Origin of the sequence: Paenarthrobacter sp. YJN-5 (genome assembly GCF_015040095.1) — a bacterium.
In the GTDB taxonomy this organism is placed as follows: domain Bacteria; phylum Actinomycetota; class Actinomycetes; order Actinomycetales; family Micrococcaceae; genus Arthrobacter; species Arthrobacter ureafaciens.
On record NZ_CP053544.1, the window covers coordinates 244645 to 268687 of the forward strand.

A 24043-nucleotide genomic window follows, 5' to 3' on the forward strand; every position below is an offset into this window, starting at 1 on the left:
TCTTCACTAGAACCAGTCATGGTCACAGTTTTCTCCAATCAACCAGGGACCGGAACTCCTACACAAACCATCTGACACCCCCTCGTCACGGGCGCCAGGGGACAGCCTCTCCAGAGCAGCAACATTTTCCAACGAGGGGAGGGGCCGGGGATCGTCCGGCAGATATGAATCATCAGTCAACAGCTCGGCCGCCGCGACTCGTCGGATGCGGCCGGTCGCCAGATTCTTCAAGGCCAGCTCAGACCCGTCCTGAGCCACAACCTGCCACGATCCACCATCGAACTGGATGAAATCAAAGAGCCTGACAACTTTCACGACGCAGCCGCCAGACTCGACATCGGCAACATCTCTTGGGACGGCGCGATCCAAGCATCCATCGACAATGACTCATCCAGGCCAACGTCAAGGATCCCGACGAAAGCCAGATGCAGCAGATGGGCCTGAACAATGGAAGGCTCGAGCATCAACATCCGCGCAGCCCGTCGCACGGCCCCGGACACAGAGATGCCCGAACCGACTGCTTCCAAGATCACGGGCACCACCGTGCCCGTCGGCGCGTATCTCGGAAGACGGTATCCAGAGAGCCAGCGAAGATTCGAAAAACGCGGCTCCGAAATCCCCGAAAACACCTCGTAGTCCCAGCCCGCCTCCTCACACAATGCCCGGGTCATGGCGAACTGACGGGACCCCGCCTCCAAATGGTCGCGATGCCGCACATCAACAACGCGTCCGCTGCCGTCCCGCAGCCGCAAAAAGAAGTCCGGCACATGGCCACGGACACCCTCAGTCCCTTTAGGCCAAAGCACAGCAAAAGGCTGAGACGCGATACCCAGAACGTCCTGGTCGTAATCGGCCAGCATCAGAAAATCCCGCTCCAGCAGACTCTCAAAGCTCACGTGCGAGCCGGTCGTACTCGACCACCAAGAACCCTCATAATTCCGCTTACCGGGCCAGGAAAAGAATGAACGAACAGGCAGGCCATGTTCCAACCGCAGCGACGCCCAAGCCGACAACACCGGCTCATCCAGCATGCAGCCATCCAACCGAGCAAGAATCCGAGCAGAGTCAGTCGCGTTTACCGGCAGCGACCTCAATGCCTCACGTTCAACCACGCTGACAACTTAACTGAGAAACAGCCCGAATCCGTTAACTGACACGTTCAATGCGAAAACTGACAACTGCAATGAGAACAGACAAACACGCGTTTCCCTCATCGAATGACTGCCAGGACCGAGCGCCGATAAGGGACGTTTCGTCAACCTAGAGCTGCTCCCGTGCTCGTCCATTCCGCGACAGCAAAGGCTGCGCCCCACTGAACGGGGCGCGGCCTGCATTGATGCCTCGGTACTTCGACTAAGCGGCGGGGACCAGGACCACGCGGCGAGGACCAGTACTACGCCGCGGGAACCAGCTTCACCCCGGAGTTCCACTGGTACGCCGGGAGCTCTTCATTGGCGGAGAGCAGGATGTGGAGGAAACCGGTCTGCTTGAGCTGACGGGCGCGGCGCTGCGGGCCGACGACCACCGGGTTGAGCCCGGCTGCGGCGGCGAAGTCGACGGCGGCCTGGATTGCGGCTTCGTCATCTCCGGCAATCAGAACGTCAAGGACGTGTCCTGCTACGGCACCTTCACCGAGGGTCGCAGCGAACGTGGTGTTGAAGGCCTTGACGACGCTTGCGCCGGTGATCTTCTGGAGTTCCTCGGCAGCTGAGCTGTCTGCGGGCACTGCCAGGCCTTCGAAGGTTGCGAAGTCCACGGGGTTGGTGATCCACGTAGACCTTGTCGTTCAGGGCATCGCCGTAACGGGCAACAATGGCTTTGGCTGCGTCGAAGTAAACAGCAGGGATCACGAGGTTGCTGGTGAGCTCGTCATGTTCACGGCGATCATTTCGTTGGGTGGAAGGGCCAGGCGGTATTAGACGAGGGCCTTAAACCTTGTCCGGCTGAACAGGGCGTAGTCACCCGAGAACTTGGCCGGGCCGAAGAACGCGATCGCGATTGCTGCCGCAGCAAGGACCAAGACCAGCTCATAGCCACCATCGGCGGCGAAGACGCCGGCCGGTGCGTGAACCAGGAACAGGGCTCCGAGCATGTCCACGGCGAGAAGTGCGGCGAACACGCGGGTCAGTACGCCCAGGATCAGGGCGATTCCACCGGCGAGTTCCAAGGTCGCCACGAGCGGAGCGACGATGTTTGCTGCGGGGACGCCCATTTCGGCGAAGGACGCCTGGGTGCCGGCAATGGTGAACTGGCTGAACTTCTGCCAGCCGTGGGCGGCAAAGACGAAGCCTGCGAGGACCCGCAGGACCGTCACTGCCGTGGTTGCGGCGGGGGAGAACTGATTCATGATGGTTACCGTTCGAACGAGGGGAGCGACGTCCTGAGGGTCGGACTGCCGCTACATATTACTTGAAGCTTCAACTAGCGTCGCACGCAATAAGTTGAAGTGTCAAGTAAACGCCACAGTAGATCCGCGCCAGCCTCGGCCCGCGTGCCGCCGTCGGGCTTTTCTACCCGGCCCGCGCCTCCTCCGTCAGCCGGTAGAAACCGCGGTCATGGTAGACCAGCGGCGTACCTTGTCCAGGCTGACCCACAACCTCAAGCACCTCCGCCGCCAGCAGGATCGAGGCGCCTACCGGAACCCTGTGCGTGATCCTGCAGCGCAGCGCCCACAGGACTCCTCCCAAAAGAGGCTCCCCGGTCGGCAGCGTTGTCAGTCCATGTCAGCGGTAAACCGCTCTGTACCGGGCTTGGAAAACACCTTCACGAGGTCCACCTGGGAGGCAGCCATCATGTGGACCACCACTGTTTCAGCCTCGATCAGCTGCTCGGCGGAACGGCTGCCGGACAGGGAGAAGGAAAGCGCCGGCGGATCCGCGGAAACCGACGCGACAGAGGAGGCGGTCAGGCCCACCGGCCCGGAATGCCCGACGGCGGTCACTACAGTTACGCCGGCAGGGTGGGACCGGAAGGCGCTGCGGAAGAGGTCGGTCATCGTGGGAGTTGAGTCTGCGGGGGCACTGGAGAGGGGCATGGGCCTGCGCTTTCGTAGCAGTCCCCGGGTTTCCGGGGTCCCTACTACCCTAGAACCTCAACAATTGTTGAGGTCCAATCGACAGTGACTGGCCAAGGCGCCCCGGCCAAGGTGGCGGGCGCAAGGACCGGGCCGGCGGCATGGAGCAACGCAGACCGCATGCCACCCGGCGTCACACAAGGCTGTTCCCAAGCCCCGAAATGCCCAAAACCCCTACCCTTAATCCGTGACTTTTTCCAAGATCCGCACCGCCGCCGCGAGCACCCTCGCCGCCGCCGGTCTCCTCATCACCCTCGCAGCGTGTTCCACGCCGGCCTCCACCCAGCCGAACCCCTCCGCGACCTCCAGCGAAGCAGCATCAAGCTCCTCTGCCCGCGCAGTCGCTGACTCCGGCCCCTGCGACGGCGTCAAGGTCATTGTCGATTCCGGCGCCATCAAGCAAGCTGCCGCCAACAAGTCCATCTGCGTTCCTGTCAGCGAGGCCACCACCGCGGCCAAAGTCCTCGAACAGGCCGACGTGAAGACCGAGGGAACCAAGCAGTACCCCACCGAGCTCGTCTGCCGCGTCAACGGCGTGCCGGCTGCTGACTTCGACATCACCCACAAGGGCGGCACCTACCGCGAAGAATGCGGCACGATGCCCGCAGCCTTCGCTTACTGGGCGATCTGGGTCAAGCCCGCTTCCGGTGACTGGGCATACGCCCAGGAAGGCCTCGCCACCCAGCAGGTCAAGCCGGGCGAGAGCCTGGGACTGCTCTACACGGTTGACGGCGCGCCGGCCGCACCCACGGCATGACCTTCAGGCCCGCGCCGTTACGTGCTGCCACGGCACTCGCCGTCATCTTCGTTGCGGCGCGGGTCATCTATCGCATCCTCTTTAACGGAGCGGGCGCCGTCGGGCCTGTCCTCCTCAATCTGCCGCCGTTCCGGCTGCCGGCCCCGTTCGCCCACGTCGTCCTGCTCGGCCCGGTCACCGTGCCGGGGCTCTGGGACGCGGTGCTGTCCGCCCTGCCGATCGCCGGCCTCATTCTCGCGTTCGGCCTGGTCAACGCCTGGGTGGATGTAGCCCGGGGGTTCGCGCGCCTTGCCCGCGGCGGTCCGTTCCAGGGCATCGCCCGCACGCTTGTGGTCGCTTGGGCCGCGCTTCCGGCGCTCGCCGACGCCGCTCGCTCCGTCCGCTTGGCCTTCCGGCTGAGGGGCGAGAAGTTCGGCCCGCGGGCCTTGGTCCCCATGCTGGAACGCACGCTCGAGCACGCCAGCCGGGTAGCTGCGGCCCTTGAGTTGCGCGGCTTTGGCAGCCGGAACAGCCGGCACGTGCCCCACGGAACCGGCCGGGCATCCGTGGATATCCACGACTCCTTTTTCACCATCGGCAGCACCCGGCTCCGCATCGACAATTTCCGTCCTGCGCCCGGTTCGGTCACCGTGATCACCGGCCCCACCGGCTCCGGCAAATCGACCATTCTTCGCGGCATTGCCGGCCTGCTGTCCCACGTCGACGGCGGAAATATCTCCGGCACGGTCCACGTCGGCGCTGTGAAGAGGGCGGATGCGCCGCCACGCGACACGGCCCGGCTGATCGGCGTCGTGCTTCAAAATCCGCGGGCCGCCTTCGCGAGCACGCGCGTTGAGGACGAGATCGCGCTCGCGCTGGAATTGCGCGGGGAACCGCGCGAGGACGCCAAGGCACGGACGCTCGAGGTCGCGGAACGCATCGGCGTCACGGCGCTCTTGCACCGGGACCTCAGCACACTTTCGGCAGGGGAAGCGACCCTCGTGGCCATCGCCGCCGCGGTGGTGGACCGCCCGCCCGTGCTTCTGGTGGACGAGCCGCTCGCCGACCTCGACCCGAATGCCCGGCACCGTGTCATCGCCGTCCTCAACAGCCTCGCGCGGGAGTCGGGAGCCTGCGTCATCGTCGCAGAGCACCGTGCGCGGCCCCTGGCGCCGATCGCCGACGCCTGGTGGACAATCCACGACGGCGGCCTGGTACCGGCCGCTGCACCCGCACCTTCGCTTCCGGTCGAGGAACGCCCGACGTCGGCGGCGATCGAAGAGCCTCGGGGAGCCGAACGCGTGCTCTCCGCGAGCAACCTGTCAGTGCACCGGGAGGGCAAGGCGCTGGTGCGCGATGCTTCGCTGTCCTTGCACCGGGGCGAGATCGTGGCGCTGGTTGGGCCGAACGGTGCCGGAAAATCGTCGCTGCTGGTTGCTCTGGCCCTCGGCGAGGGAACCGGTAGCGAAGCGAAGATCGACGGCGGCCGTATCGCCTTGGTGCCCGACGCCTCCGATGACCTCTTCACCCGGGATACCGTGGCAGGAGAACTCCGTGCGGCAGATCGACGCACCGCCCGGCATGCAGCCAGCGCCGGCGGACGGGATACGGTTGCCGGGCAAATCATCCCGGCCTGGGCCCGCTTGGCACTCCTTCGTGGACAGCCAGGGATGCCCGGCGGAACCGAGCACCCACGTGATCTCTCGGCAGGGGAACGGCGCATCCTCGCCATCACCCTGCAGACGGCCGATGACCCGCAGGTCCTCCTCATCGACGAACCCACCAGAGGCCTCGATCCCACAGCCCGGGGTGCCGTGGCGACGGCGTTGCGCGCGGCGGCAGGGACAGGCACGGCGGTCCTGATTGCCACGCACGATCTTGATTTCGCCCGGCAAATCAGCGCCCGGATACTCCCGATGCGTGAGGGTGTGGCTCCTGCTGTTTCCGGGCCTGCATCCCCCTCGGAGCCGGAACATGTGACAACTCATGTTGCGGGGCCCGCTCTGCGTGCCATGCCGGCGCTTTGGGGCGCAGAAGAACAGGCCCCGCAGAATGAACCCCGCCGCCCTACCCGGCATTTCCGCATGCCGCGGCCCGTCGAAGCGGCCATCCTCGCGGCAGCAAACGTGCTGGCCCTGGGAGCGTTTTGCTGGCCCTTGGTCGCAGCCGCGCTTCCCCAGGATGCCGCAGCCGCGCTGCCTTATGCGGCTCTTGCCATTGCGCCGCTGGCGGTGGTGGCCATTGTCGTGTCCCTCGACGGCTCCGTCCGCTCGGCGCACACAGTAGCGCTGCTCGGAGTCCTTGCAGCGGTCGGTTCGGCAATCCGGGTGGCGAGCACCGGCGTCGGGGGCGTTGAAGCGGTCTTCATCCTGCTGATCCTGGCAGGCCGCGCCTTCGGTGCCCGCTTTGGCATGCTGCTGGGCGCTGCGACGATCGCTGTTTCAAGCGCCCTGTGGAGCGGTATCGGACCGTGGTCGCCGTTTCAGATCTTCGCGTGCGCCTGGGTTGGTGCCGGGGCCGGCCTCCTGCCCCGGAACGTGCGCGGCAAGGCCGAGCTGTGGATGCTCTGCGCTTACGGCGTTGTAGCGTCCTACGTGTTCGGTTTGCTGACCAACCTGTGGTTCTGGCCTTTCGCGGTGGGCGCTGGGACGGGCATCTCCTACGTACCGGGCGCCCCGCTGTCCGCCAACCTCAGCAGCTTCCTGCTGTATTCGTTCATCACTTCGACGGCGGGATGGGACACCCTGCGCGCAGTCACCACGATCGTGGGTATCGCGTTGGTGGGACGCGCGGTGCTTGCGGCGCTGAGGCGCGCGAAGCCGCTGAGCGGCCAGTCCGGAGCGGCTGCGGAAGCTCAGGGTGCCGCCCGCCCCGTCTCTGCCGATGTCTGAAGGTGCCAAACCACGGCGCCCGTTTCGCCGGCAGGCATAACACTGCCCTCGAAAACGAAGATCGGCTGTCCGCTGCTGCCCTCCGGCAGCCAGAATCCATTGGCTGGGCAGTGGGATCCTGTCCTGGCTGCCAATAGTGGCACGCCGCTCCGTGATTCGTCGGGAAAAATGCGGACCTTCTTCACGTTAGCCTCCCAATCGCAATCCCGAACTCGTTAAGGCTTTCTGCCTTCTGCGAGACCACGTTAGGTTCCGGGACGGCTCATGACCAAGATCAAATCCTGATACCTGCATAAGCAAATCAGATGACCCGCTCGGGTGCTTTGCCAGTCGGCCGGGACGTGAGGGGGTCGTGGGTGCCGGGCGTCATAAGGGAAAGCTATGGAGGGATACTCAATAGGTCTTTGTGTGATGCATATCTCCAGCATTATGTTGAGAGCCGGGAACACATCCTTATCAATAATTTCCCTTTTCTACCCCAATAGAAATAAACATTTCCCTGCACCCTCGGAAGACATTTGCTGACGACGTCAAATTCTTCCTCCACATGGAAAGAGTCAATTAATGAATCTGTTCAGTAAAGGCAAGGTGGTGCTGGCGGCGGCAGCCGCGGCCACACTCGTTCTCACCGGGTGCGGAGGTGGTTCAGGGAGCGCCGGCACCAGCAACTCCAGTGCCACGTCGGGGGAAATCAACCTCATCGCCTACGCGGGTGTTTGGCAGGACCAGTACAACGCAGCCGTGATTGAACCCTTCAAGGCCAAGTACCCGGACATCAAGATCAATTACTCGTCGAAGCGGTCATCTGCGGAGATGCTGAGCGCGTTGCAGGGTCAGAAGAACGATCCCGCAACCGACGTGGCGATCATGGACAACTCCGTGTCCACCACGGGCAACACCCAGGGCCTGTTCGACAAGATCGATGAATCGGCAGTCCCCAACCTTGCCAATGTTCCTGAGAAGTTCCAGGACAAGAACGGTTTCGGTCCCGTAGTCATGCTGGACGCCGTCGGGCTGCTGTATGACACGGCCACGTTCCCCAAGGCTCCTGAGAGCTGGGATGTCCTCTGGGACCCGGCATACGCAGGCAGGATCAATGTCAACGCTCCTCCGTCGCTGCTCGGTCTCTCCCTGACGGCGATCACCTCGAAGATGGAAGGGGAGGACTACACCCAAAGCATCGACAAGGCAGTTGCGAAGCTGAAGGAGATGGCCCCCGGCGTCCAGACGTTCGCACCCAACCCGGACGAATACCAGAACGTCATCACGGGACAGACCGTCCTTGGCCTTGGCCAGAACGCACGCGGCCAGTTCTACAGCGACCAGAGCAACAAGAAGATGGGCGTGACTTTCCCCAAGGAAGGCGCGGTCTACCAGATCAACACCGTCAACCTGGTGAAGGACGCCCCCAACAAGGCGGCCGCTGAAACGTTCATCAACTACGCCTTGTCGCCCGAAGCCCAGACGGCTTTCGCTAAGGCCCTCTTCTACGCACCGTCCGTGACCAACGCCGAACTTCCGGCCGAGGTGAAGGATCGCGTGGTCCCCACTGATGGTTCACTCAACATCGTTCCCCTCGATGTCCAGTTCCTGTCATCGGCCCGTGACAAGTGGACCGACACCTGGAAGCGCCAAATCATCACCAAGTAGCGCCCGGCAGCGCGCCCCTCGACCAACTTCGCTTCAGGAGAACTGAAAATGATTGAATCCAAATTGTCGATCGTGGATCTGACCAAGAGATACGCAGCCGGCCTTGATCCGGCCGTCGACCGCCTGAACATGGAGGTGGAAGAGGGGCACCTGGTGGCGCTCCTCGGCCCGTCGGGATGCGGTAAGACGACCACTTTGCGCATGGTCGCCGGGCTAATGGATCCCACAGCGGGATCGATCGTGGTGGACGGCAAGGAAATAACCCACACCCCGGTCAACAAGCGCGGAATGGGCATGGTGTTCCAGTCCTACGCCCTGTTCCCGCACATGAACGTTGAACAGAACGTCGGCTTCGGCCTTCAGATGCGGCAGGTCTCCAAGTCCGAGCAGCAGAAGCGTGTTGCCAGCGCTTTGGACATGGTCCAACTGGGCCATCTGGCCAAACGGCAGCCGAAGGAGCTCTCCGGCGGACAGCAGCAGCGTATCGCCCTGGCGAGGGCCCTGGTGGTGGAACCCACCTTGCTTCTCCTTGACGAGCCGCTGTCCAACCTCGACGCCAAGCTGCGCGAAACAATGCGCACCGAGATCCGCTCCATCCAGCAACGGACACGGGCCACAACACTCTTTGTCACCCACGACCAGGACGAAGCCCTGGACATGGCCGACCGCATTGCCGTCATGAATGGTGGCCTCATCGAACAGTTCGGATCGCCCACCGAGGTGTACGAACGGCCCCGGACGCGGTTTGTTGCAAACTTCATTGGCCAGGCTAACTTCCTGAAAGCGAGGGTCGTTACCGAGATGGGATCGGCCGCCGACGGTGAAATCCATTACAAGGTGGACGTCGAAGGCCTGGGCCAGTTCGGTGCCGTGGGAGCTCCGGGCATGGCCGGCTCCATCCGCGAACTTGTTATTCGTCCGCATCGGCTCAGGGTTGGCACGGAGCAGGGTTCCACTGATGCCATCCCGGGCATTATCGAGCGGATCAGCTACACCGGCGATGCCCTCTCGGTGGGCGTCAGAGTCGCAGACCGCACGCTCAACGCCCAGCTCCTGACCTCCAGCGGAAAGCTGCCCAGGCTCGGAGACGCGGCTTACCTGTCCTGGGATGCCCAGGATGCCTACCTCCTGCCTGAAGCCCCTGAAAGTTCCGTATCATGACCACGCTCAAAGAACCGTTGCAGCGGCCCAGGCTGGGTGCGGCAGAAGGGGAACTGGAGCAGGCAACCACCAAGCGGAACAGGCGGACCTACCTCGCGCTGCTGCTGCCCGGGCTCCTCGGCCTCTTGGTGAGCTTCGTCTTTCCGCTCGCCTATATGGTCCGAATGTCTTTCAACAAGGGGGCACCTGATGGTGTCATCGAGGAGACTTTCACCCTCGATACGTACATCCAGCCCCTCACGGATCCTTACTATTGGCGCGTCACCTTGGACACGTTCCAGATGGGTGTCACGGTGGGCGTGCTGTGCGTCATCGTTTCCTATCCGGTTGCGCTGTTCCTTGCTCGCAGTACCAGCAAATGGCGCGGCTTGCTCATTGCCATTGCCATCGCACCGCTCCTGACTTCTGCCGTTGTCCGGACGTACGGGTGGATGGTCATCCTTGGGACCAACGGCCTGGTGAACTCGACCCTTGCCGACTGGGGCCTCATTGACACTCCCTTGAAACTGACCAACAACATGACCGGCGTGACTATCGGTTTGGTCGAGATCTTCATGCCCTACGCCATCCTGGCCATGATCTCCGGCTTTGGGCGCCTCAGCCCGCAGCTTGAGGAAGCGGCCGGCTCGTTGGGGGCCAGCAAGTTCAGGGTCTTCACCAGAGTGACGTTGCCGTTGAGCCTGCCCGGGATCCTTACGGCTTTCCTGCTGGTCTTCGTGCTCTCCATCAGCACCTTCATCACGCCGCGGCTGCTGGGCGGTGGAAGTGTCCAGGTCCTCGCTACAGAAATCTACGATCAGACCACAGGGTTGCTGAACTGGCCCTTCGCTGCAGCGCTCTCCGTGATCCTGCTGGTTCTGTTCGGCCTCATCATCGCCGTCTATCAGCGCCTCACCAAGAAAATCGGAGGTTAGCCATGTCCGAGGCCCGCCTTTTCAAGCCACGCTTCAACCCGGCCAAGCCTGCCTTCGGCATCCTTGTGTTCCTGCTCTACTTGTTCCTCTTGGCACCCTTGCTGATCGTCTTCGTTGTCTCATTCGCCTCGAACCAGTACCTCTCCTTCCCGCCGGAGGGTTTCACCTTCAAGTGGTACGAGATGCTCCCCGAGGAGAGCACGTTCATGAACGGCATGAGGATCAGCCTCATCGTCGCAGTCATCGTCACCGTCATTGTTCTGGCGCTTGGCGTCCCGGCAGCCCTGGCGTTGGACAGGTTCGAGTTCAAAGCCAAGGCCGCAGTTCAATCGTTCTTCTTGTCGCCCCTGCTCATCCCGAGCATTGTGCTCGCCCTCGGAATGGTCCTCCTGTTCGGGCCGCTCAAGCTCACCAACACCTACGCGGGCATCATCATCGGCCACATAGCGATCACAATTCCGTTCGTCATCAGGACCACGCTGATGAGCCTGGCTACCACGGACACGTCCTGTGAAGCCGCAGCCCGGATCCTCGGAGCGAACTCCTGGACCGTGTTCCGCAGGGTTACGCTGCCCATCATTCAGCCTGGAGTGATCGCGGGAGGCGTCATTGCTTTCATCGTCTCCTTCGATGAGGCCGTGATTTCCCTGTTCGTTGCGGAATCGGGCCTTCCGACACTGCCGGTCCAGGTGCTGAGGTACGTAGAAAACTCAGCCGACGCCGCCGTCGCAGCGCTGTCCGTCATCCTCATCCTGATCTCCCTGGCCGTGGTGGTCATCGTTGAACGGGTCATGGGACTGCGCAAGGCGTTGCGCTGATTCTTCGCTCCTATGCGCGGGATGCCGCGTTTGTCCATCTCACCGGCAGTGCCGGAACCATCAGCGAGCGGATCAACGCCCGGGTTCACGAGTACATGCCTGCCACGTTGCTGGCTTCCCAGCTGGAAACCCTCGAAGCCCCGGAAGCGGATGAGCGCCACATTTCGGCCGGGATCAACAACAGCCCGGAGCTGATCGTGGGTCAGGTCCTCGCCCAGCTGGGGCGCGGGCAGCCGGGAGACCGCCAGCTGGTCCGCTAGACACTTCCAGACACCACGCCGCAACCTTCGGAGGCCCGGGCCATGCAAGCCCGGGCCTTCAACGGTGTTTAACTCACACCTTGAAGTACTTCGCCTCCGGGTGGTGGAACACGAACGCGTCCGTCGATTGCTCGGGGTGCAGCATCAGCTCATCGCTAAGGACCACACCCATCCGCTCGGGCTTCAGCAGTTCAGTCACCTTCCGGCGGTCTTCCATATCCGGGCAGGCGGGGTAGCCCAGCGAGAACCGTGCGCCGCGGTAATCCAGTTTGAAGTACCCGGCCTTGTCCTTGGGCTCCTCGTCGGCAAAGCCCAGTTCGGACCGGATTCGCGCATGCCAGAACTCAGCCAGCGCCTCGGTGAGCTGCATGACCAGCCCATTGAGTTCGTAGTAGTCGCGGTATTGGTTGGCCGCGAACATCTTGGAGGTGAACTCCTCGATCTTCGCGCCCGCGGTCACCAACTGCACGGGCAGGACGTCGATCTGGCCGGACTCCCGGGATCGCACAAAGTCGGCGAGGCACAGGTGCCGGTCGCGGCGCTGGCGGGGGAAGTCGAAACGCAACCGCTCGGAGCCCACTGCACCGCCTGAGCCGCCGTCGGGGGCGAGGAGGCCCGGGGTCCCGAGGACGCCGTCGGAGTCCTCTCCGTGATGCAGCACCACTACCTGCTCGCCTTCGGCCACCACCGGGAAGTAGCCGTAGGCCACCGAAGCATCCAGCATTCCTTCGCCGAGGATCCGGTCCAGCCAATACCGGAGGCGGGGACGCCCCTCAAGTTCCACCAGCTCGTCGTAGGAGGCGCCGTCCTCACCCCGGCCCGGCTTCAGGCCCCACTGGCCCATGAACGTGGCGCGCTCATCGAGCAACGCGGCGTAGTCGTGCAGGGCCACGCCGCGAACAATGCGGGTGCCCCAGAACGGCGGCGTCGGAACGGGGTTGTCCGCGACGACGTCGGACCGGCCGGGCATTGCCTCCGGTTCAGTCACCGTAAACTTCGCCCCGCCCTTGTGGATGCGCTTTTTCAACGGAGGAAGGCCCACCGAATCCGGGTCGGCGCCGCGGGCCACCTGCACCAGCGGCTCCATGAGCGAGAGTCCCTCGAACGCATCCTTGGCGTACCGGACAGTCCCTTCGAACTGCTCCGCCAGGTCCTGCTCAACGTAAGCACGGGTCAACGCTGCGCCCCCAAGGATGATGGGCCACTTCTTCGCAAGGCCACGGGACTGGAGCTCGGCGAGGTTCTCCTTCATCACCACGGTGGACTTCACCAGCAGCCCGGACATGCCGATCACGTCGGCGTCGTGCTCCTCAGCAGCGGCAATGATCTCGGCAATGCCTTGCTTGATACCGATGTTCACCACTTTGTAGCCGTTGTTGGTGAGGATGATGTCCACCAGGTTCTTGCCGATATCGTGCACATCGCCGCGGACCGTGGCGATCACCATGGTGCCCTTACCCGAGGAATCCGACTTCTCCATGTGCGGCTCCAACAGGGCCACCGCATTCTTCATGACCTCTGCGGACTGAAGCACGAACGGCAACTGCATCTCGCCGGCACCGAAGCGTTCGCCAACCACCTTCATGCCCTCGAGCAGTTGGTCGTTGATGATGCCAAGGGCCGTCATGCCTTCGCTGCGTGCCAGGTCCAGGTCCTCCTCGAGTCCCTTGCCCTCGCCGTCGATAATGCGCCGCTGCAGGCGTTCGCCGGTGGGCAGGGCGGCCAGTTCCGCCGCGCGCTGGTCCTTAAGCGCTGCGCTGTCGACGCCAGCGAACAGGTCCAGCATGGTGGCCAGGGGATCGTACGTGACGTTTCCATCGGCGTCGTACTCGCGGCGGTCCCATACGAGATCAAGCGCAACCTTGCGCTGCTCTTCAGGCAGCGAGGCGAGAGGCACGATCTTGGCGGCGTCAATGATGCCGCTGGTGAGGCCGGCCTGTACGGCCTCGTGCAGGAACACCGAGTTGAGCACCATGCGCGCCGCCGGGTTCAGGCCAAAGGAGACGTTGGAGACGCCGAGCGTGGTCTGGATGCCCGGGTACTTGGTGGTGATTTGCCGAATGGCCTCGATGGTTTCGATGCCGTCGCGGCGGGTTTCCTCCTGGCCCGTGGCGATGGGGAAGGTCAGGGCGTCCACAATGATGTCTTCAACCCGCATGCCCCACTCAGCCACCAAGGAATCAACCAGGCGAGAAGCGATGGACACCTTGCCCTCGGTGGTCCGTGCCTGGCCCTGCTCATCGATTGTCAGGGCGATCACGGCCGTACCGTGTTCCTTCACGAGGGGCATGATCCGGGCAAAGCGGCTCCCGGGACCGTCGCCGTCCTCGTAGTTGACGGAGTTGACCACCGGGCGTCCACCGATGAGCTCCAGCCCTGCCTTCAGGACCGGCGGTTCGGTGGAGTCAATGACCAAGGGAAGCGTGGAAGCCGAAGCGAAGCGGGACACCACTTCCTGGATATCCGCCACGCCGTCCCGGCCAACGTAGTCAACGCATACGTCCAGCAAATGCGCGCCGACGCGTACCTGCTCGCGGGCGATATCGACGCAGTCATCCCAGCGCTCTTCCAGCATGGCCTGGCGGAACGCCTTGGACCCGTTGGCGTTGGTGCGCTCGCCGATCGCCAGGTAGGCCGACTCCTGGTCGAAGGGCACGTGGTGGTACAGGGATGCGACGCCCGGTTCGCGTTCGCTGGGGACCCGCGCGGGGCCGTCGCCGTTCCCGGCCGCCGTGCCGGCGTCGGGGGCGTTGCTGATAGTGCGGAAGGGTTCAAGACGTTCGACGACGGCGGCCAGGTGCTCCGGCGTCGTACCGCAACAGCCGCCCACCAGGCCAAGGCCAAATTCACGCACGAACTGCTCGTGCGCTGTGGCGAGTTCCGCCGGGGAGAGCGGGTAATGCGCGCCGTTCGCCCCCAGGATCGGCAGGCCGGCGTTGGGCATGCAGGCGATAGCCACCGAGGACTGCTTGGACAGGTGCCGGAGGTGCTCGCTCATCTCGTCCGGGCCGGTGGCGCAGTTGAGGCCGATGGCGTCCACGCCCAGCGGCTCCAGCGCGGTCAGGGCAGCGCCGATTTCCGAACCCATCAGCATGGTGCCCGTGGTCTCGACCGTTACTTCGACGAAAATCGGGAGCCGGACACCACGGGAAACAATCGCCTGCTTGCAACCATTCACGGCAGCTTTGGTCTGCAGGAGGTCCTGGCTGGTTTCGATCAGGAATGCATCCGCGCCGCCGTCGATCAGGCCTTCCGCCTGCAACGCGAAGGTCTGCTTCAGGTAGTCGTAAGTGGTGTGGCCGAGGCTGGGGAGCTTGGTGCCCGGCCCCATGGAACCAAGGACCCAGCGCTCGCGGCCGTCCTTGGCCTCTGCTGCCTCGGCGCGCTCGCGGGCGATCCGGGCGCCTTTCCTGGCCAGTTCCTCGATGCGGTCATCAATGCCGTAGTCCGACAGGTTGGACCAGTTGGCGCCGAAGGTGTTGGTTTCCACTGCATCGATGCCCACTGCGAAGTAGGCGTCGTGGATGTCTCCGATGACATCCGGACGCGTGTCGTTGAGGATTTCGTTGCAGCCTTCCAGGTTTTGGAAGTCGGTCTCCAGTGAAAGGTCCCGGCCCTGCAGCATGGTGCCCATGGCGCCGTCGGCGATCACCACTCGGTGGTTCACAGCATCCAGCAGAGACTGGGAACGGGCAGGGCGGGGGACAGCATCAATATCGAGCGCAAAACGGGCCATATGAACAGACTACGGGCGGGGGTCTGACACACTGCGTCGTATTTCGGTGTACTACGCCTTATGTGGATAACGACGGCGATTGGTTGCCGTCGCTGGGCCGGCGCGGGTCCACGACGGGGAACGCGTTGAACTGGATCTGCACCGGTCGCGTGCCCGGTTCTCCCTGCTGCCCTCGGTACTTGTCCAACCGCGAACGCAGGAACGTCTCCGTTTCCTTGGTGAGCTCTGCCAACTGCCCGCACGTCAGGTGGGTGTGGAGCGTGGCGATCATGCTGGCCTCGGTCCATTCCGTGGGGAGTACGTCCAGGGACTGGTCCAGGAAGTCCTCCAGCACCTTGGCCCGTTGGACTCCCATCTCGTGGTTGACCAGCCGCGCTACTTCCCGGCTGGCCGGGTTCGAGGCGAGATCCGGCGTCGAAATGGTGAGCGATCCGGGCGGCCTTTCCCACCAGCGTTCCCGGGCAGTGCCTTTGCCGGCCACTTCCCGCACGAACCCGTGCTTGGCGAGCTGGCGCAGGTGGTAGCTCGTGGCACCGCTTGACTCGCCCAGTCGCTGGGCGATGCTGCTGGCTGTCTGGGCGCCGTAGCTGGAAAGCACCTCGAGCAACTGAATCCGCAATGGGTGTGCCAAGGCCTTCAGGGAGACGAAGTCAACTGTCCTGTCGGCGGTGGTATCAGCGGTTGCGGGTTCCTCCGGCGAGGGCGTCTGATGGTCTTCGCTCATGGACTACAGCCTACGAGAGAACCGTGGACCGCAGCCGCGCCCGGCCTGTGCGCGCGGTTGCTGCTGCGGAGGTTTATTGCCGTGGGTCGATCTGGTGCATGAAGACGTACACATCGTCACGCATCTGCTGGAGGAGGACTCCATTGAACCGGGTTGAGGGCTCTTCAACCGGGGCGCTGGTGTGGGTGAACAGGAGTCGGACTCGCTCAAACAAGGGACCCACCTTCTTTCGGATAAGGGTTTTACGGTAATGCAAAGATACCTTTGCAAAGACTTCTTTGTAAACCCTCCCAGTCGCGTCCGCGCCCTCCGTTTCGATCTTCCGGTGGAAGAGGTGCGCGGCTCCGCATCTCAAGAATGACGTGCGAACAGAACCGGGTCCGCATCGGGGCCTGGCTTCCACTGCAGCCACCACTGAACCCGATGCGACCCACGCCTAATGCAGGCAAAACGAAGCAGCCACCCTGCTGCAGAAGGGCGGCTGCCTACGTCAAACGGATTCGTCTGTTTGGACCTGACCTAGGGTGCGGCCTTGCCTACTGTGCGTTGACCGATGACGGTCGTACCGTCTTCGGCGTAGAGTTTCAAAACCCGTCCAGAGCCGTCCTTCCGAGCATTCTGCATCTGAATGGCTTCTTCCGGCGAGTTAGGGGTTCCCTGATCCAGGTCAGCCTTCTTTAGATATCCGATCTTTCCGTCGTCCCCAATGGCACTTATGAGATCTGGCTCGTCGGCCGGTGTTCGCGCATCCATTGCTGACCCGAAGGTGTCTCCTCGAGCGTTCTTGGGGAAGTCCACCTTGTCTCCTTTTTCGATTAGGACGGTAGGTGCTCCGGCGTTTGCCGTGGTGATGGCAAACCCAACTACACCGCCGATTGCAATAGCGACGGTAGTGGCCGCGACCCCGAAGGCCCTGCGGTGCTTAGTAAATGATTTCATGCCTAGAGCCCCCCGTATGCGGCTGGTGTCCGGTAGGTGTAGTAGTAGTTGTAGCTGTTGCCGTTCCAAGCGCCGACGACTCCATAGGACTGGTAGGCCCCGTAGCCGCATGAAAGCCATACACCGTTATCAAGTTGGTGGGCGACTATGCCGTTGTAAGCCTCCCATCCCTCATCGCAGAAGTTTCCGCCAATAAAGGCACGGCCGCGTGCGTACATCCAGCCGACGGGGACGTCACCTCCTTGGGCATAAATAAAAGATGCTGCACTCCCACGACCGCCGTCCCACGTTGTATCAAGCGCGGCCAACGTTTGGTATGTCCTCCCACCAGTCGAGAACTGGCCTATAAGACTTTGCGTATTCGTGGCGTATGCGGCGCCTGCGCTGAATCCGAGCGTGCCGCCAAGCAAGATAGCTATCAATGTAGCTTTTGTGAAAGCCTTTATCCCGCGTTTTGGGCGCTGACCTAAACTCTCAGAATTTTGTCCTGAATCAATAGCCATGTGTTAACCATTCCCCCCGAACAGTCGAACTAGTTGCCCATGGAGCAACCTAGTTGCCTTGGCAGCTTGACTGCCGATCAATGTGTTGCCAACCGCGAGCGTTGATGCCAACGCGATGCTGCCTAGCCTTTTCATAGATTCCCCAATCTAAAGAGACTCAGTTCAATGGCGCGCTTGCCAGAGAGCAGAAGGGTTGCCCGGTTGCAACACACCTTCGCGAATAGGTAGTGCGCGGAGGTGCTGGAAAGTGATGCGAATCTCTTCCGCTGCCTGATGTCAGAGTCACGTTGTTGTCCACATAGCCACCAAGAACCCATTGCCCTCCCCATCCCACGATGGTTCGATGGGGATCATGGCAACCCCAAATACCGCAGAGAGTTATGTCTTGGCGATCGGGACCAAGAAGGGTCTGTGGCTGGCGACCAGCCCGGACCGCATAGATTGGTCCTTCTCCGGCCCGCACTTCCTGATGAGTGAGATACCGAGCATCGGGATAGGTACGCGGGACGGCAAAACACGGATCATGGTCGGCGTCCGCTCCGAACACTGGGGGCCCACCGTGGCGCACTCGGACGATCTGGGCGCGACGTGGACCGAACCAGAGCACGGCGCCATTAAGTTTCCGGACGGCACCGACGCCGCCCTGGAACGCATTTGGCAGATATATCCCGACGCCGATTCCCGCCCCGGCGTCGTCTGGGCAGGTTGCGAGCCCATTTCCGTGTGGAAATCCACCGACGGCGGCGAACACTTCGAGTTGAACCGCGGACTTTGGGACCACCCCCACCGCAGTGAATGGGGTGCCGGTTACGGAGGTGCGGCGGCCCACTCGATCGTGGTGGATCCCAGCGGCGAGCAAGTACACATCGCCATGAGCACGGGCGGCGTCTATACCTCGCTGGACGGCGGCACCTCCTGGGAGCCCCGGAACAAGGGAATCTCGGCCTACTTCATGCCCGATCCCAACCCGGAGTTCGGTCAGTGTGTCCACAAGATCGCGGCCGATGCCACGGTGGAGGGGCGGCTCTACGCCCAGAACCATCACGGCGTGTACCGGACGGATGATGGCGGGGAGAACTGGAGCTCGATCGCGGAGGGCCTGCCCGCTGACTTCGGCTTCGTCATGCTGACGCACCCCCGCCGCGAGGGTACGGCCTGGGTCATTCCCCTGAAGGCGGACGGCGAACGTATCCCGCCGGACAGCAAACTGAGTGTCCACCGCACGGACGATGCCGGCGACTCCTGGACCGAGCTTCACGCCGGGCTCCCGGACCACGAATACAACGCAGTGCTGCGTGACGCCGCCGCCGTGGATACAGCCGAACCCGTTGGCGTTTACTTCGGAACCCGCGGCGGATCGGTCTATGCGAGTGCTGATGAGGGTGGCACCTTCACCGAAGTGATCTCGCACTTGCCGGACGTGCTGTGCGTGAGGGCCGCCGTCGTGGTTGGAAATCCGGCGGGCTTGGAAGCGCCCTTGGCGGCAGCAGAAGCCAACGTCCTGGCAGAAGCAGCAGTGATCGTCGATGCAGCCGCCCAAGTGGACGGGAATCCTGAAAGTCCCGCCAGCGACCCTGTACCCGGTTAGGACCAATGGTGGCTGACATTACGGTCGTGCTTCCCGGTGTCCTGCAGCCACTCGTCGGCGGACAGTCCTACCTGACTGCGTCCGCCGACGGGGCCGTGACCGTTGGACAGTTGCTGGACACTGTGACCGGTGAGTATCCGGTACTTGCCCGGCGTTTGCGTGATGAAACCGGTGCCCTCCGCCGTTTCGTGAATATTTACGTGAACGGTGACGAGGTCCGGCGGCTCAAGGGGCTTGATACGGAGGTAGCGGGCGGCCAGGAGGTGTTGATTATCCAATCCGTGGCCGGCGGCTGAACGGGCGCGGGGTGTGGCGCCGGGGTTCTGCTCTGGTGCGGGGTCGCTCAGGCGACGCGCCAAACACTGCATTCGTCGGTATTGATGGCTTTCCTCATCCCGGAGGCGTGGTCCATGATCCACACGACGCCGATTCCAGGGGCTGTTTCCTGGACCCGACCGCGGCGAATGACCACGTCATCGTAAGCGGGTCCAACGGACAGTCGGGCCTCGATTTCGTCTCCACGATGGAGCTGGCTGATAGCGCGAATACGTGTTGTTCGGGATTTGGCTTCCTTCAGCATGGTGTCCTCCTGGCTGGAGCTGGAACTGGTGCCTGCGCTTGCCGGCCATTCCAGTGTGGCGGGGCATTGTTGCCGCAGTATTTCCGCATGGTTAGGGCCCGGTAAGCATTGCGCGCTGCCCGGGTTTCCGGACACGCTCGACGCCGGGACCTGCCCGCGGCGGTAAGACGCGCCGACGGTTGGCCGCCTCTTCCGCAGGCCCGCAAGCCTGCCGCTGTACCCTGATGTCGGTTCTTGAGACTCACGGGAACCAAAGGCTCCATCTCTGGGAGATTTTGATGGGTTTCTTGCAGCGGTCAATTGCCGTGTCCACCGGCCTGCTGGTTTTCGCCTCCAGCCTCATTTTTGCCCAAGCCCCGGCAACGGCCGTTCCGCTGCCCTCGCCGGACAATCCGAACGTAAAGTTCGTCGAGGGGACGCCCCATTCGGACCACGTGTTCGAGACGCCTTTGGGCGGTGCCCCCCAAGGCGGTGACACCCAGTCCAGCGACCCGCGCGCAGGTGCGCAGGCCGCACAAGGACCTTCCGACGTCGAAGTCCTCCTGCGGGACGGCGTGGCCGCCACGGGTCCCAGCGGCGATATCCGCGTCCGTCTGGTAACGGCGAAGCTGGCGGACAATTCGAACACCGTTTCCATGGCCGGTGCCGAGCAGGTGGTGGCCTCGACCAGCAGTTACTGGAAGGCGATGACCAACAATCGCTTGTCGATGACCGTGGACAGCAAGGTGTCCGGATTCCAGTCCAAGGCGCGGTCCACTGACCACTACAGCGTCATCATGTCCACCATCACCAGCGAGATGAAGTGGCAGGCCAGCCCGTACACCGCGCTGGTGATCTTCATTCCCTCATCCACCCTGTCCGGCAACGCGCTCGGCGCCGGCTACAGCAGCGGCAGCTACAGCGGCAGGGTCCTGTTGCCGCAGCTGAGCAGCTTCTCCAACAACGTGATGAGCCACGAGTTCGGCCACGTCATCGGTTTGATGCACGCCGATGCGCTGCAGTGCGGCAGCGGCGTTCCAGATGTGGGAACGGACAGCAGCGGCAGGTTCACCGATCCTTCCTGCTACATCCGCGAATACGGCGACACCACGGACATCATGGGCGCGGCGCAGTACAACCAGCCTGTGATCAGCTCGTCGTTCTGGGACTATGCAGGGCTCGGCCGGGGCGATGAAATCCGCGACGTCGGAGTCGCGGGTGGTGTGAAGAGCTACACCCTCAAACCGTGGGGCGGAACCGACGCCCAGCGTGCCATCAAATTCACCGACCCCGTCAGTAAAGAGGTGTACTACCTCGAACTTCGGCAACCGGTGGGTTATGACTCGTATTTGAAGAACCCGGGCCAAGAGGGCAACAAGGGCGTCAAGATTGTCCAACGCGGCGGGGCGACCATTGCGTCGTCGCTGATCCTCATGCCGTCAACGGTCCCGTTCACCGAGCCCTGGTACGCCAAGAACCACTCGTGGCCGGCGGGCAGGACCTTCACCACCCATACCGGCACCCAGGTGACCATCGATTCCGTTTCTGCCACGTCGGCAACGGTCACCATCAACGCCGATCCGAAGCTCAAGACGCGTATGCGGTTCTCGGCCGGCGACTTCGACGGCGACAAGCTCGCCGATGTCATCTCCCGAGAGGCCGACGGTTCCCTCTTGCTGTTCCGCGGCCTGCCGGGGAACCGGCTTGCCGATCCTGTCCAGATCGGTTCCGGTTGGGGCATTTTCAACGCGGTTTTCGGCACTGCGGACTTCAACGGTGACGGTTTCGCTGACGTCCTCGCCCGGACCAGCGACGGCGGGCTCTGGCTCTACCCGGGCAACGGAAAGGGCGGCTTCCTCTCCCGGAGCCAAGTGGGATTCGGCTGGCAAGGATTCACCCAGCTGGTAGCACCGGGCGATTTCTCCGGGGACGGCCGCGCCGACGTTATCGCCTCCAGCCCGGACGGGCGTCTCTGGTTGTACCCGGGGGACGGTTTCGGCGGATTCCAAAGCCAGGTGCTGTTGGGCCAGGGCTGGGATGCCTTCAACACCCTCGCGCCGGCGGGTTCATTCGGCGGCGGAACCGCAGGGCTTCTTGCCCGCGCCGGCGACGGTACCCTCTACGTCTACCCCGGCAACGGCAAGGGTGGCTTCTTGCCGCGTGCCGCCGTCGGAAGTGGTTGGAACAGCGCGGGCGACCTGATCGGTGGCGAGGACCTGACAAGGGACAAGTCCGACGACGTGCTGGCCGCGGCCGCGGGCGGCGCCATGACGATCTACCCGGGTGACGGCAGCGGCTTCGCCGATCGTCTGGCGATCGGCACCGGCTGGACCGCCTTCGACCAAGTGTGGGAAGCGGGCGACTTCAACGGCGACCGCGTGGCGGACGTCCTGGCGCGGAGCAAGGACGGCACGCTGTGGCTGTATCCGGGCAACGGTTCCGGTGGTTTCCTGCCGCGGGTGCAGGTGGGGTCGGGCTGGAACATGTTCGACACCATCCTCAGTGCCGGAGATTTCGACGGCGATTCACGGCCGGATTTGGTGGGCCGGGCCCCTGACGGGACGCTCTGGCTCTACCCGACCGATGGCAAGGGGAAGTTCCTTGCCCGTCGGCAGATCGGGATGGGCTGGCAGGGTTTCACGCAGCTGCTGGCACCGGGCGACTTCTCCGGCGACGGTAAAGCCGACATCATTGGGCAGACTGTGGACGGCGTGCTGTGGCTCTATCCGGGTGACGGCGCCGGTGGTTTCCTTGCGCGGAAGCAGATCGGCACCGGATGGAACATGTTCAACCTGGTCCTCCAGGCAGGGGACTTCAACGGCGACGGCCGCGAAGACCTGCTGGGCCGTGCTTCCGACGGGGGATTGTGGCTCTACCCGGGCAACGGTTCGGGTGGCTTCCTTTCCCGCGTGAACCTGGGATCCGGCTGGAACATGTTCTCCAGCATCGCCGCTCTGGGCAATGGCTTCACGGGTACCGGCAACCCGTCGGTGGTGGGAGTAGCCGGTGACGGAACTTTGCTCCTGTACGCCGGGACCGGTGGGGGTAAATTCCAGTCGGTGAAACTGAATCCCCTGTAGGAGTACATAGAAAACGTTCGCCTCCCGGTTCTTCGTGAACCGGGAGGCGAACGTTTTTTTGGGGCGGTCTACTTGCGCAGGCCCAGTTCCGCGGTTGGTACCTTCGCTGATTCGCGGGCAGTCAGGGCGGAGACTGCGGCAATGGCACAAATGATTCCGCTGAAGATGGAGATCTGTACCCAGCCGCCGGCCTTGGTGCCGCCCATGGCCGTGACGATTGCCGGGGCGAAACCTGCCATGAGGAAGCCGAGCTGCGTGCCGATGGCCAAGCCGGAGAACCGAACCTTGGTGCTGAACATTTCACCGTAGAAGGACGGCCAAACGGCGTTCGCAGCGGCGTAACCGAATGAGAAGAAGACGACTGACACCAGGAACATCAGGGGGACGTTTCCGGATTCGAGCGTCAGAAGGAAAACGGGAGTCATGATGGCACTGGCAATAGCGCCGTAGATGAAGACGGGCTTCCGGCCAATCTTGTCAGCCAGGGTGCCGAAGAGCGGCTGCGTACCCAGGGCAACGACGTTGGCTACCACCACGAGCCACAGCGTGATGGTGCTGCTTACATGGGCCACATCCTGTGCGTACTTGATGGCCAGGGTGCCGAACACGGTGCTCACCGCAGCGATGAACGCGCAGCACACAACGCGCAGGACGTCGCGCCAGTGCAGCTTCAGGAGGTCGGCGACGGGAAGCTTGGCGATCTGGTTGTGCTTCTTGGCTTCTGCGAAGGCCGGGGGCTCGTGCAGGGTGCGGCGGATGAAGTAGGCCACGATCACAACAACCGCGCTGAGCCAGAACGGGATGCGCCAGCCGATGCCGTACTTGATCTCGTCCGGGAGGGCCACCACGGGGATGAAGACGAGGGCGGCAAGGATCTGACCGCCCTGGGTGCCCGTGAGGGTCCAGGAGGTGAAGAAGGAACGCCGGTTGTCCGGAGCGTGCTCAAGGGTCATCGACGAAGCGCCGGCTTGCTCGCCTGCGGCCGAAAGGCCTTGGGCCAGCCGTGCCAGCACCAGCAGGACCGGGGCCCACCAGCCGATGGTCTTGAAGTCAGGAAGGCATCCGATCACGAAGGTTGCGGCACCCATAAGCACCAGGGTGAACATGAGGACTTTCTGACGGCCGATCCTGTCCCCGAAGTGGCCCAGGATGATCGCTCCCACCGGGCGGGCAACGTAAGCGAAGCCGAAGGTGGCGAAAGACATGATGGCTGCGTTGGCGTCGGCGTCCGGGAAGAACACATGCGGGAAGATCAGCGCCGCTGCCGAACCGAAGATAAAGAAGTCGTAGTACTCCACCGCGCTGCCAAGGAAGCTGGCGAGGGCCGCTTTCTTGGGAGTGCCGGTGGTGGTTTCAGTGCCGGGCGTCGCTGACGGCATTGTTTGGCTCATGGGAGTTCCTTCTGTGACGA

At 63.2% G+C, this 24043-nt stretch carries 22 protein-coding genes; 10 read left to right on the top strand and 12 right to left on the bottom strand.

The features are described from left to right. Positions 1–311: 311 nt before the first annotated feature. From HMI59_RS01140 to HMI59_RS25910, 5 genes are all read right to left on the bottom strand, one after another. Complete coding sequence (locus HMI59_RS01140) at positions 312–1031, bottom strand: TnsA-like heteromeric transposase endonuclease subunit (RefSeq protein ID WP_193592536.1); 720 nt, start codon at positions 1029–1031, stop codon at positions 312–314. A gap of 362 nt (positions 1032–1393) precedes the next feature. Continuing rightward, positions 1394–1756 carry a hypothetical protein gene (locus HMI59_RS01145; RefSeq protein ID WP_193592537.1) on the bottom strand — a complete coding sequence of 121 codons (363 nt, stop codon included), beginning with the start codon at positions 1754–1756 and terminating at the stop codon, positions 1394–1396. Positions 1757–1915: 159 nt separating this feature from the next. Next, the gene (locus HMI59_RS01150) at positions 1916–2347 is read right to left on the bottom strand and encodes a DoxX family protein (protein WP_193592538.1); all 432 of its coding nucleotides are present in this window, start codon (positions 2345–2347) and stop codon (positions 1916–1918) included. A gap of 163 nt (positions 2348–2510) precedes the next feature. Beyond that, complete coding sequence (locus HMI59_RS25905) at positions 2511–2687, bottom strand: flavin reductase (RefSeq protein WP_255527643.1); 177 nt, start codon at positions 2685–2687, stop codon at positions 2511–2513. 26 nt (positions 2688–2713) lie between these two features. Beyond that, positions 2714–2995 carry a flavin reductase family protein gene (locus tag HMI59_RS25910; RefSeq protein WP_255527644.1) on the bottom strand — a complete coding sequence of 94 codons (282 nt, stop codon included), beginning with the start codon at positions 2993–2995 and terminating at the stop codon, positions 2714–2716. A 265-nt stretch (positions 2996–3260) separates the two neighbouring features. On the opposite strand from HMI59_RS25910, the gene HMI59_RS01160 reads away from it, so the two are divergent. The 7 genes from HMI59_RS01160 to HMI59_RS01190 all read left to right on the top strand — a co-directional run bounded on the left by HMI59_RS01160 (position 3261) and on the right by HMI59_RS01190 (position 11503). Continuing rightward, positions 3261–3830 (top strand): hypothetical protein, encoded by a 570-nt coding sequence (locus HMI59_RS01160; protein ID WP_193592539.1) that lies wholly within the window; start codon positions 3261–3263, stop codon positions 3828–3830. Further along, entirely contained in the window at positions 3827–6700 is a 2874-nt protein-coding gene (locus tag HMI59_RS01165) for an ATP-binding cassette domain-containing protein (protein WP_193592540.1), read from the top strand. The genes HMI59_RS01160 and HMI59_RS01165 overlap by 4 nt, the downstream gene beginning before the upstream one ends. A 564-nt stretch (positions 6701–7264) precedes the next feature. Beyond that, positions 7265–8350, top strand: a complete 1086-nt coding sequence (locus HMI59_RS01170; protein WP_193592541.1) for an ABC transporter substrate-binding protein — start codon at positions 7265–7267, stop codon at positions 8348–8350. Between the two features lie 48 nt (positions 8351–8398). Next, positions 8399–9511 carry an ABC transporter ATP-binding protein gene (locus HMI59_RS01175; protein WP_193592542.1) on the top strand — a complete coding sequence of 371 codons (1113 nt, stop codon included), beginning with the start codon at positions 8399–8401 and terminating at the stop codon, positions 9509–9511. Next, complete coding sequence (locus HMI59_RS01180) at positions 9508–10425, top strand: ABC transporter permease (protein ID WP_193592543.1); 918 nt, start codon at positions 9508–9510, stop codon at positions 10423–10425. The genes HMI59_RS01175 and HMI59_RS01180 overlap by 4 nt, the downstream gene beginning before the upstream one ends. 2 nt (positions 10426–10427) lie before the next feature. Then, a complete protein-coding gene (locus HMI59_RS01185) occupies positions 10428–11243 on the top strand; it encodes an ABC transporter permease (RefSeq protein WP_021474502.1) in 816 nt (271 codons plus the stop codon). Positions 11244–11338: 95 nt separating this feature from the next. Then, positions 11339–11503: a hypothetical protein gene (locus tag HMI59_RS01190; protein WP_166187667.1), complete on the top strand. Its 165-nt coding sequence runs from the start codon at positions 11339–11341 to the stop codon at positions 11501–11503. Positions 11504–11576: 73 nt separating this feature from the next. Here HMI59_RS01190 and metH read toward each other — a convergent pair whose 3' ends face one another. From metH to HMI59_RS01215, 5 genes are all read right to left on the bottom strand, one after another. After that, the gene (gene metH / locus HMI59_RS01195) at positions 11577–15239 is read right to left on the bottom strand and encodes a methionine synthase (protein WP_166187665.1); all 3663 of its coding nucleotides are present in this window, start codon (positions 15237–15239) and stop codon (positions 11577–11579) included. Positions 15240–15297: 58 nt separating this feature from the next. Next, entirely contained in the window at positions 15298–15963 is a 666-nt protein-coding gene (locus tag HMI59_RS01200; RefSeq protein ID WP_166187663.1) for a transcriptional regulator, read from the bottom strand. A 73-nt stretch (positions 15964–16036) separates the two neighbouring features. Then, a complete protein-coding gene (locus tag HMI59_RS01205; protein ID WP_193592544.1) occupies positions 16037–16177 on the bottom strand; it encodes a hypothetical protein in 141 nt (46 codons plus the stop codon). A gap of 305 nt (positions 16178–16482) precedes the next feature. Further along, a complete protein-coding gene (locus tag HMI59_RS01210; protein ID WP_193592545.1) occupies positions 16483–16902 on the bottom strand; it encodes a hypothetical protein in 420 nt (139 codons plus the stop codon). Between the two features lie 2 nt (positions 16903–16904). Further along, positions 16905–17405 (bottom strand): hypothetical protein, encoded by a 501-nt coding sequence (locus HMI59_RS01215; protein WP_193592546.1) that lies wholly within the window; start codon positions 17403–17405, stop codon positions 16905–16907. A gap of 343 nt (positions 17406–17748) precedes the next feature. Here HMI59_RS01215 and HMI59_RS01220 point away from each other — a divergent pair, with 343 nt between their 5' ends. Together HMI59_RS01220 and HMI59_RS01225 are read left to right on the top strand one after the other, a co-directional pair. Further along, the gene (locus tag HMI59_RS01220) at positions 17749–18993 is read left to right on the top strand and encodes an exo-alpha-sialidase (protein WP_227471494.1); all 1245 of its coding nucleotides are present in this window, start codon (positions 17749–17751) and stop codon (positions 18991–18993) included. Between the two features lie 8 nt (positions 18994–19001). After that, on the top strand, positions 19002–19289 hold the full coding sequence (locus HMI59_RS01225; protein ID WP_031217229.1) for a MoaD/ThiS family protein: 288 nt from the start codon (positions 19002–19004) through the stop codon (positions 19287–19289). A 47-nt stretch (positions 19290–19336) separates the two neighbouring features. Here the strand turns inward: HMI59_RS01225 and HMI59_RS01230 are convergent, their stop codons facing one another. Then, complete coding sequence (locus HMI59_RS01230; RefSeq protein WP_062098596.1) at positions 19337–19573, bottom strand: hypothetical protein; 237 nt, start codon at positions 19571–19573, stop codon at positions 19337–19339. Positions 19574–19851: 278 nt separating this feature from the next. Here HMI59_RS01230 and HMI59_RS01235 point away from each other — a divergent pair, with 278 nt between their 5' ends. Then, complete coding sequence (locus HMI59_RS01235; RefSeq protein ID WP_193592547.1) at positions 19852–22632, top strand: VCBS repeat-containing protein; 2781 nt, start codon at positions 19852–19854, stop codon at positions 22630–22632. Positions 22633–22700: 68 nt separating this feature from the next. Here the strand turns inward: HMI59_RS01235 and HMI59_RS01240 are convergent, their stop codons facing one another. Continuing rightward, entirely contained in the window at positions 22701–24023 is a 1323-nt protein-coding gene (locus HMI59_RS01240; protein ID WP_069696385.1) for an MFS transporter, read from the bottom strand. Positions 24024–24043: the final 20 nt, after the last annotated feature.

What these genes read in the sequence shown, in the direction of transcription:
- HMI59_RS01150 (WP_193592538.1), bottom strand. Translation starts at nt 2,347, where the DNA reads ATGAATCAGTTCTCCCCCGCCGCAACCACGGCAGTGACGGTCCTGCGG.
- metH (WP_166187665.1), bottom strand. Translation starts at nt 15,239, where the DNA reads ATGGCCCGTTTTGCGCTCGATATTGATGCTGTCCCCCGCCCTGCCCGT.
- HMI59_RS01190 (WP_166187667.1), top strand. Translation starts at nt 11,339, where the DNA reads ATGCCTGCCACGTTGCTGGCTTCCCAGCTGGAAACCCTCGAAGCCCCG.
- HMI59_RS25910 (WP_255527644.1), bottom strand. Translation starts at nt 2,995, where the DNA reads ATGACCGACCTCTTCCGCAGCGCCTTCCGGTCCCACCCTGCCGGCGTA.
- HMI59_RS01240 (WP_069696385.1), bottom strand. Translation starts at nt 24,023, where the DNA reads ATGAGCCAAACAATGCCGTCAGCGACGCCCGGCACTGAAACCACCACC.
- HMI59_RS01140 (WP_193592536.1), bottom strand. Translation starts at nt 1,031, where the DNA reads ATGCTGGATGAGCCGGTGTTGTCGGCTTGGGCGTCGCTGCGGTTGGAA.
- HMI59_RS01230 (WP_062098596.1), bottom strand. Translation starts at nt 19,573, where the DNA reads ATGCTGAAGGAAGCCAAATCCCGAACAACACGTATTCGCGCTATCAGC.
- HMI59_RS01210 (WP_193592545.1), bottom strand. Translation starts at nt 16,902, where the DNA reads ATGAAATCATTTACTAAGCACCGCAGGGCCTTCGGGGTCGCGGCCACT.
- HMI59_RS01200 (WP_166187663.1), bottom strand. Translation starts at nt 15,963, where the DNA reads ATGAGCGAAGACCATCAGACGCCCTCGCCGGAGGAACCCGCAACCGCT.
- HMI59_RS01180 (WP_193592543.1), top strand. Translation starts at nt 9,508, where the DNA reads ATGACCACGCTCAAAGAACCGTTGCAGCGGCCCAGGCTGGGTGCGGCA.
- HMI59_RS01175 (WP_193592542.1), top strand. Translation starts at nt 8,399, where the DNA reads ATGATTGAATCCAAATTGTCGATCGTGGATCTGACCAAGAGATACGCA.
- HMI59_RS01215 (WP_193592546.1), bottom strand. Translation starts at nt 17,405, where the DNA reads ATGGCTATTGATTCAGGACAAAATTCTGAGAGTTTAGGTCAGCGCCCA.
- HMI59_RS01235 (WP_193592547.1), top strand. Translation starts at nt 19,852, where the DNA reads ATGGGTTTCTTGCAGCGGTCAATTGCCGTGTCCACCGGCCTGCTGGTT.
- HMI59_RS01185 (WP_021474502.1), top strand. Translation starts at nt 10,428, where the DNA reads ATGTCCGAGGCCCGCCTTTTCAAGCCACGCTTCAACCCGGCCAAGCCT.
- HMI59_RS01170 (WP_193592541.1), top strand. Translation starts at nt 7,265, where the DNA reads ATGAATCTGTTCAGTAAAGGCAAGGTGGTGCTGGCGGCGGCAGCCGCG.
- HMI59_RS01220 (WP_227471494.1), top strand. Translation starts at nt 17,749, where the DNA reads ATGGGGATCATGGCAACCCCAAATACCGCAGAGAGTTATGTCTTGGCG.
- HMI59_RS01165 (WP_193592540.1), top strand. Translation starts at nt 3,827, where the DNA reads ATGACCTTCAGGCCCGCGCCGTTACGTGCTGCCACGGCACTCGCCGTC.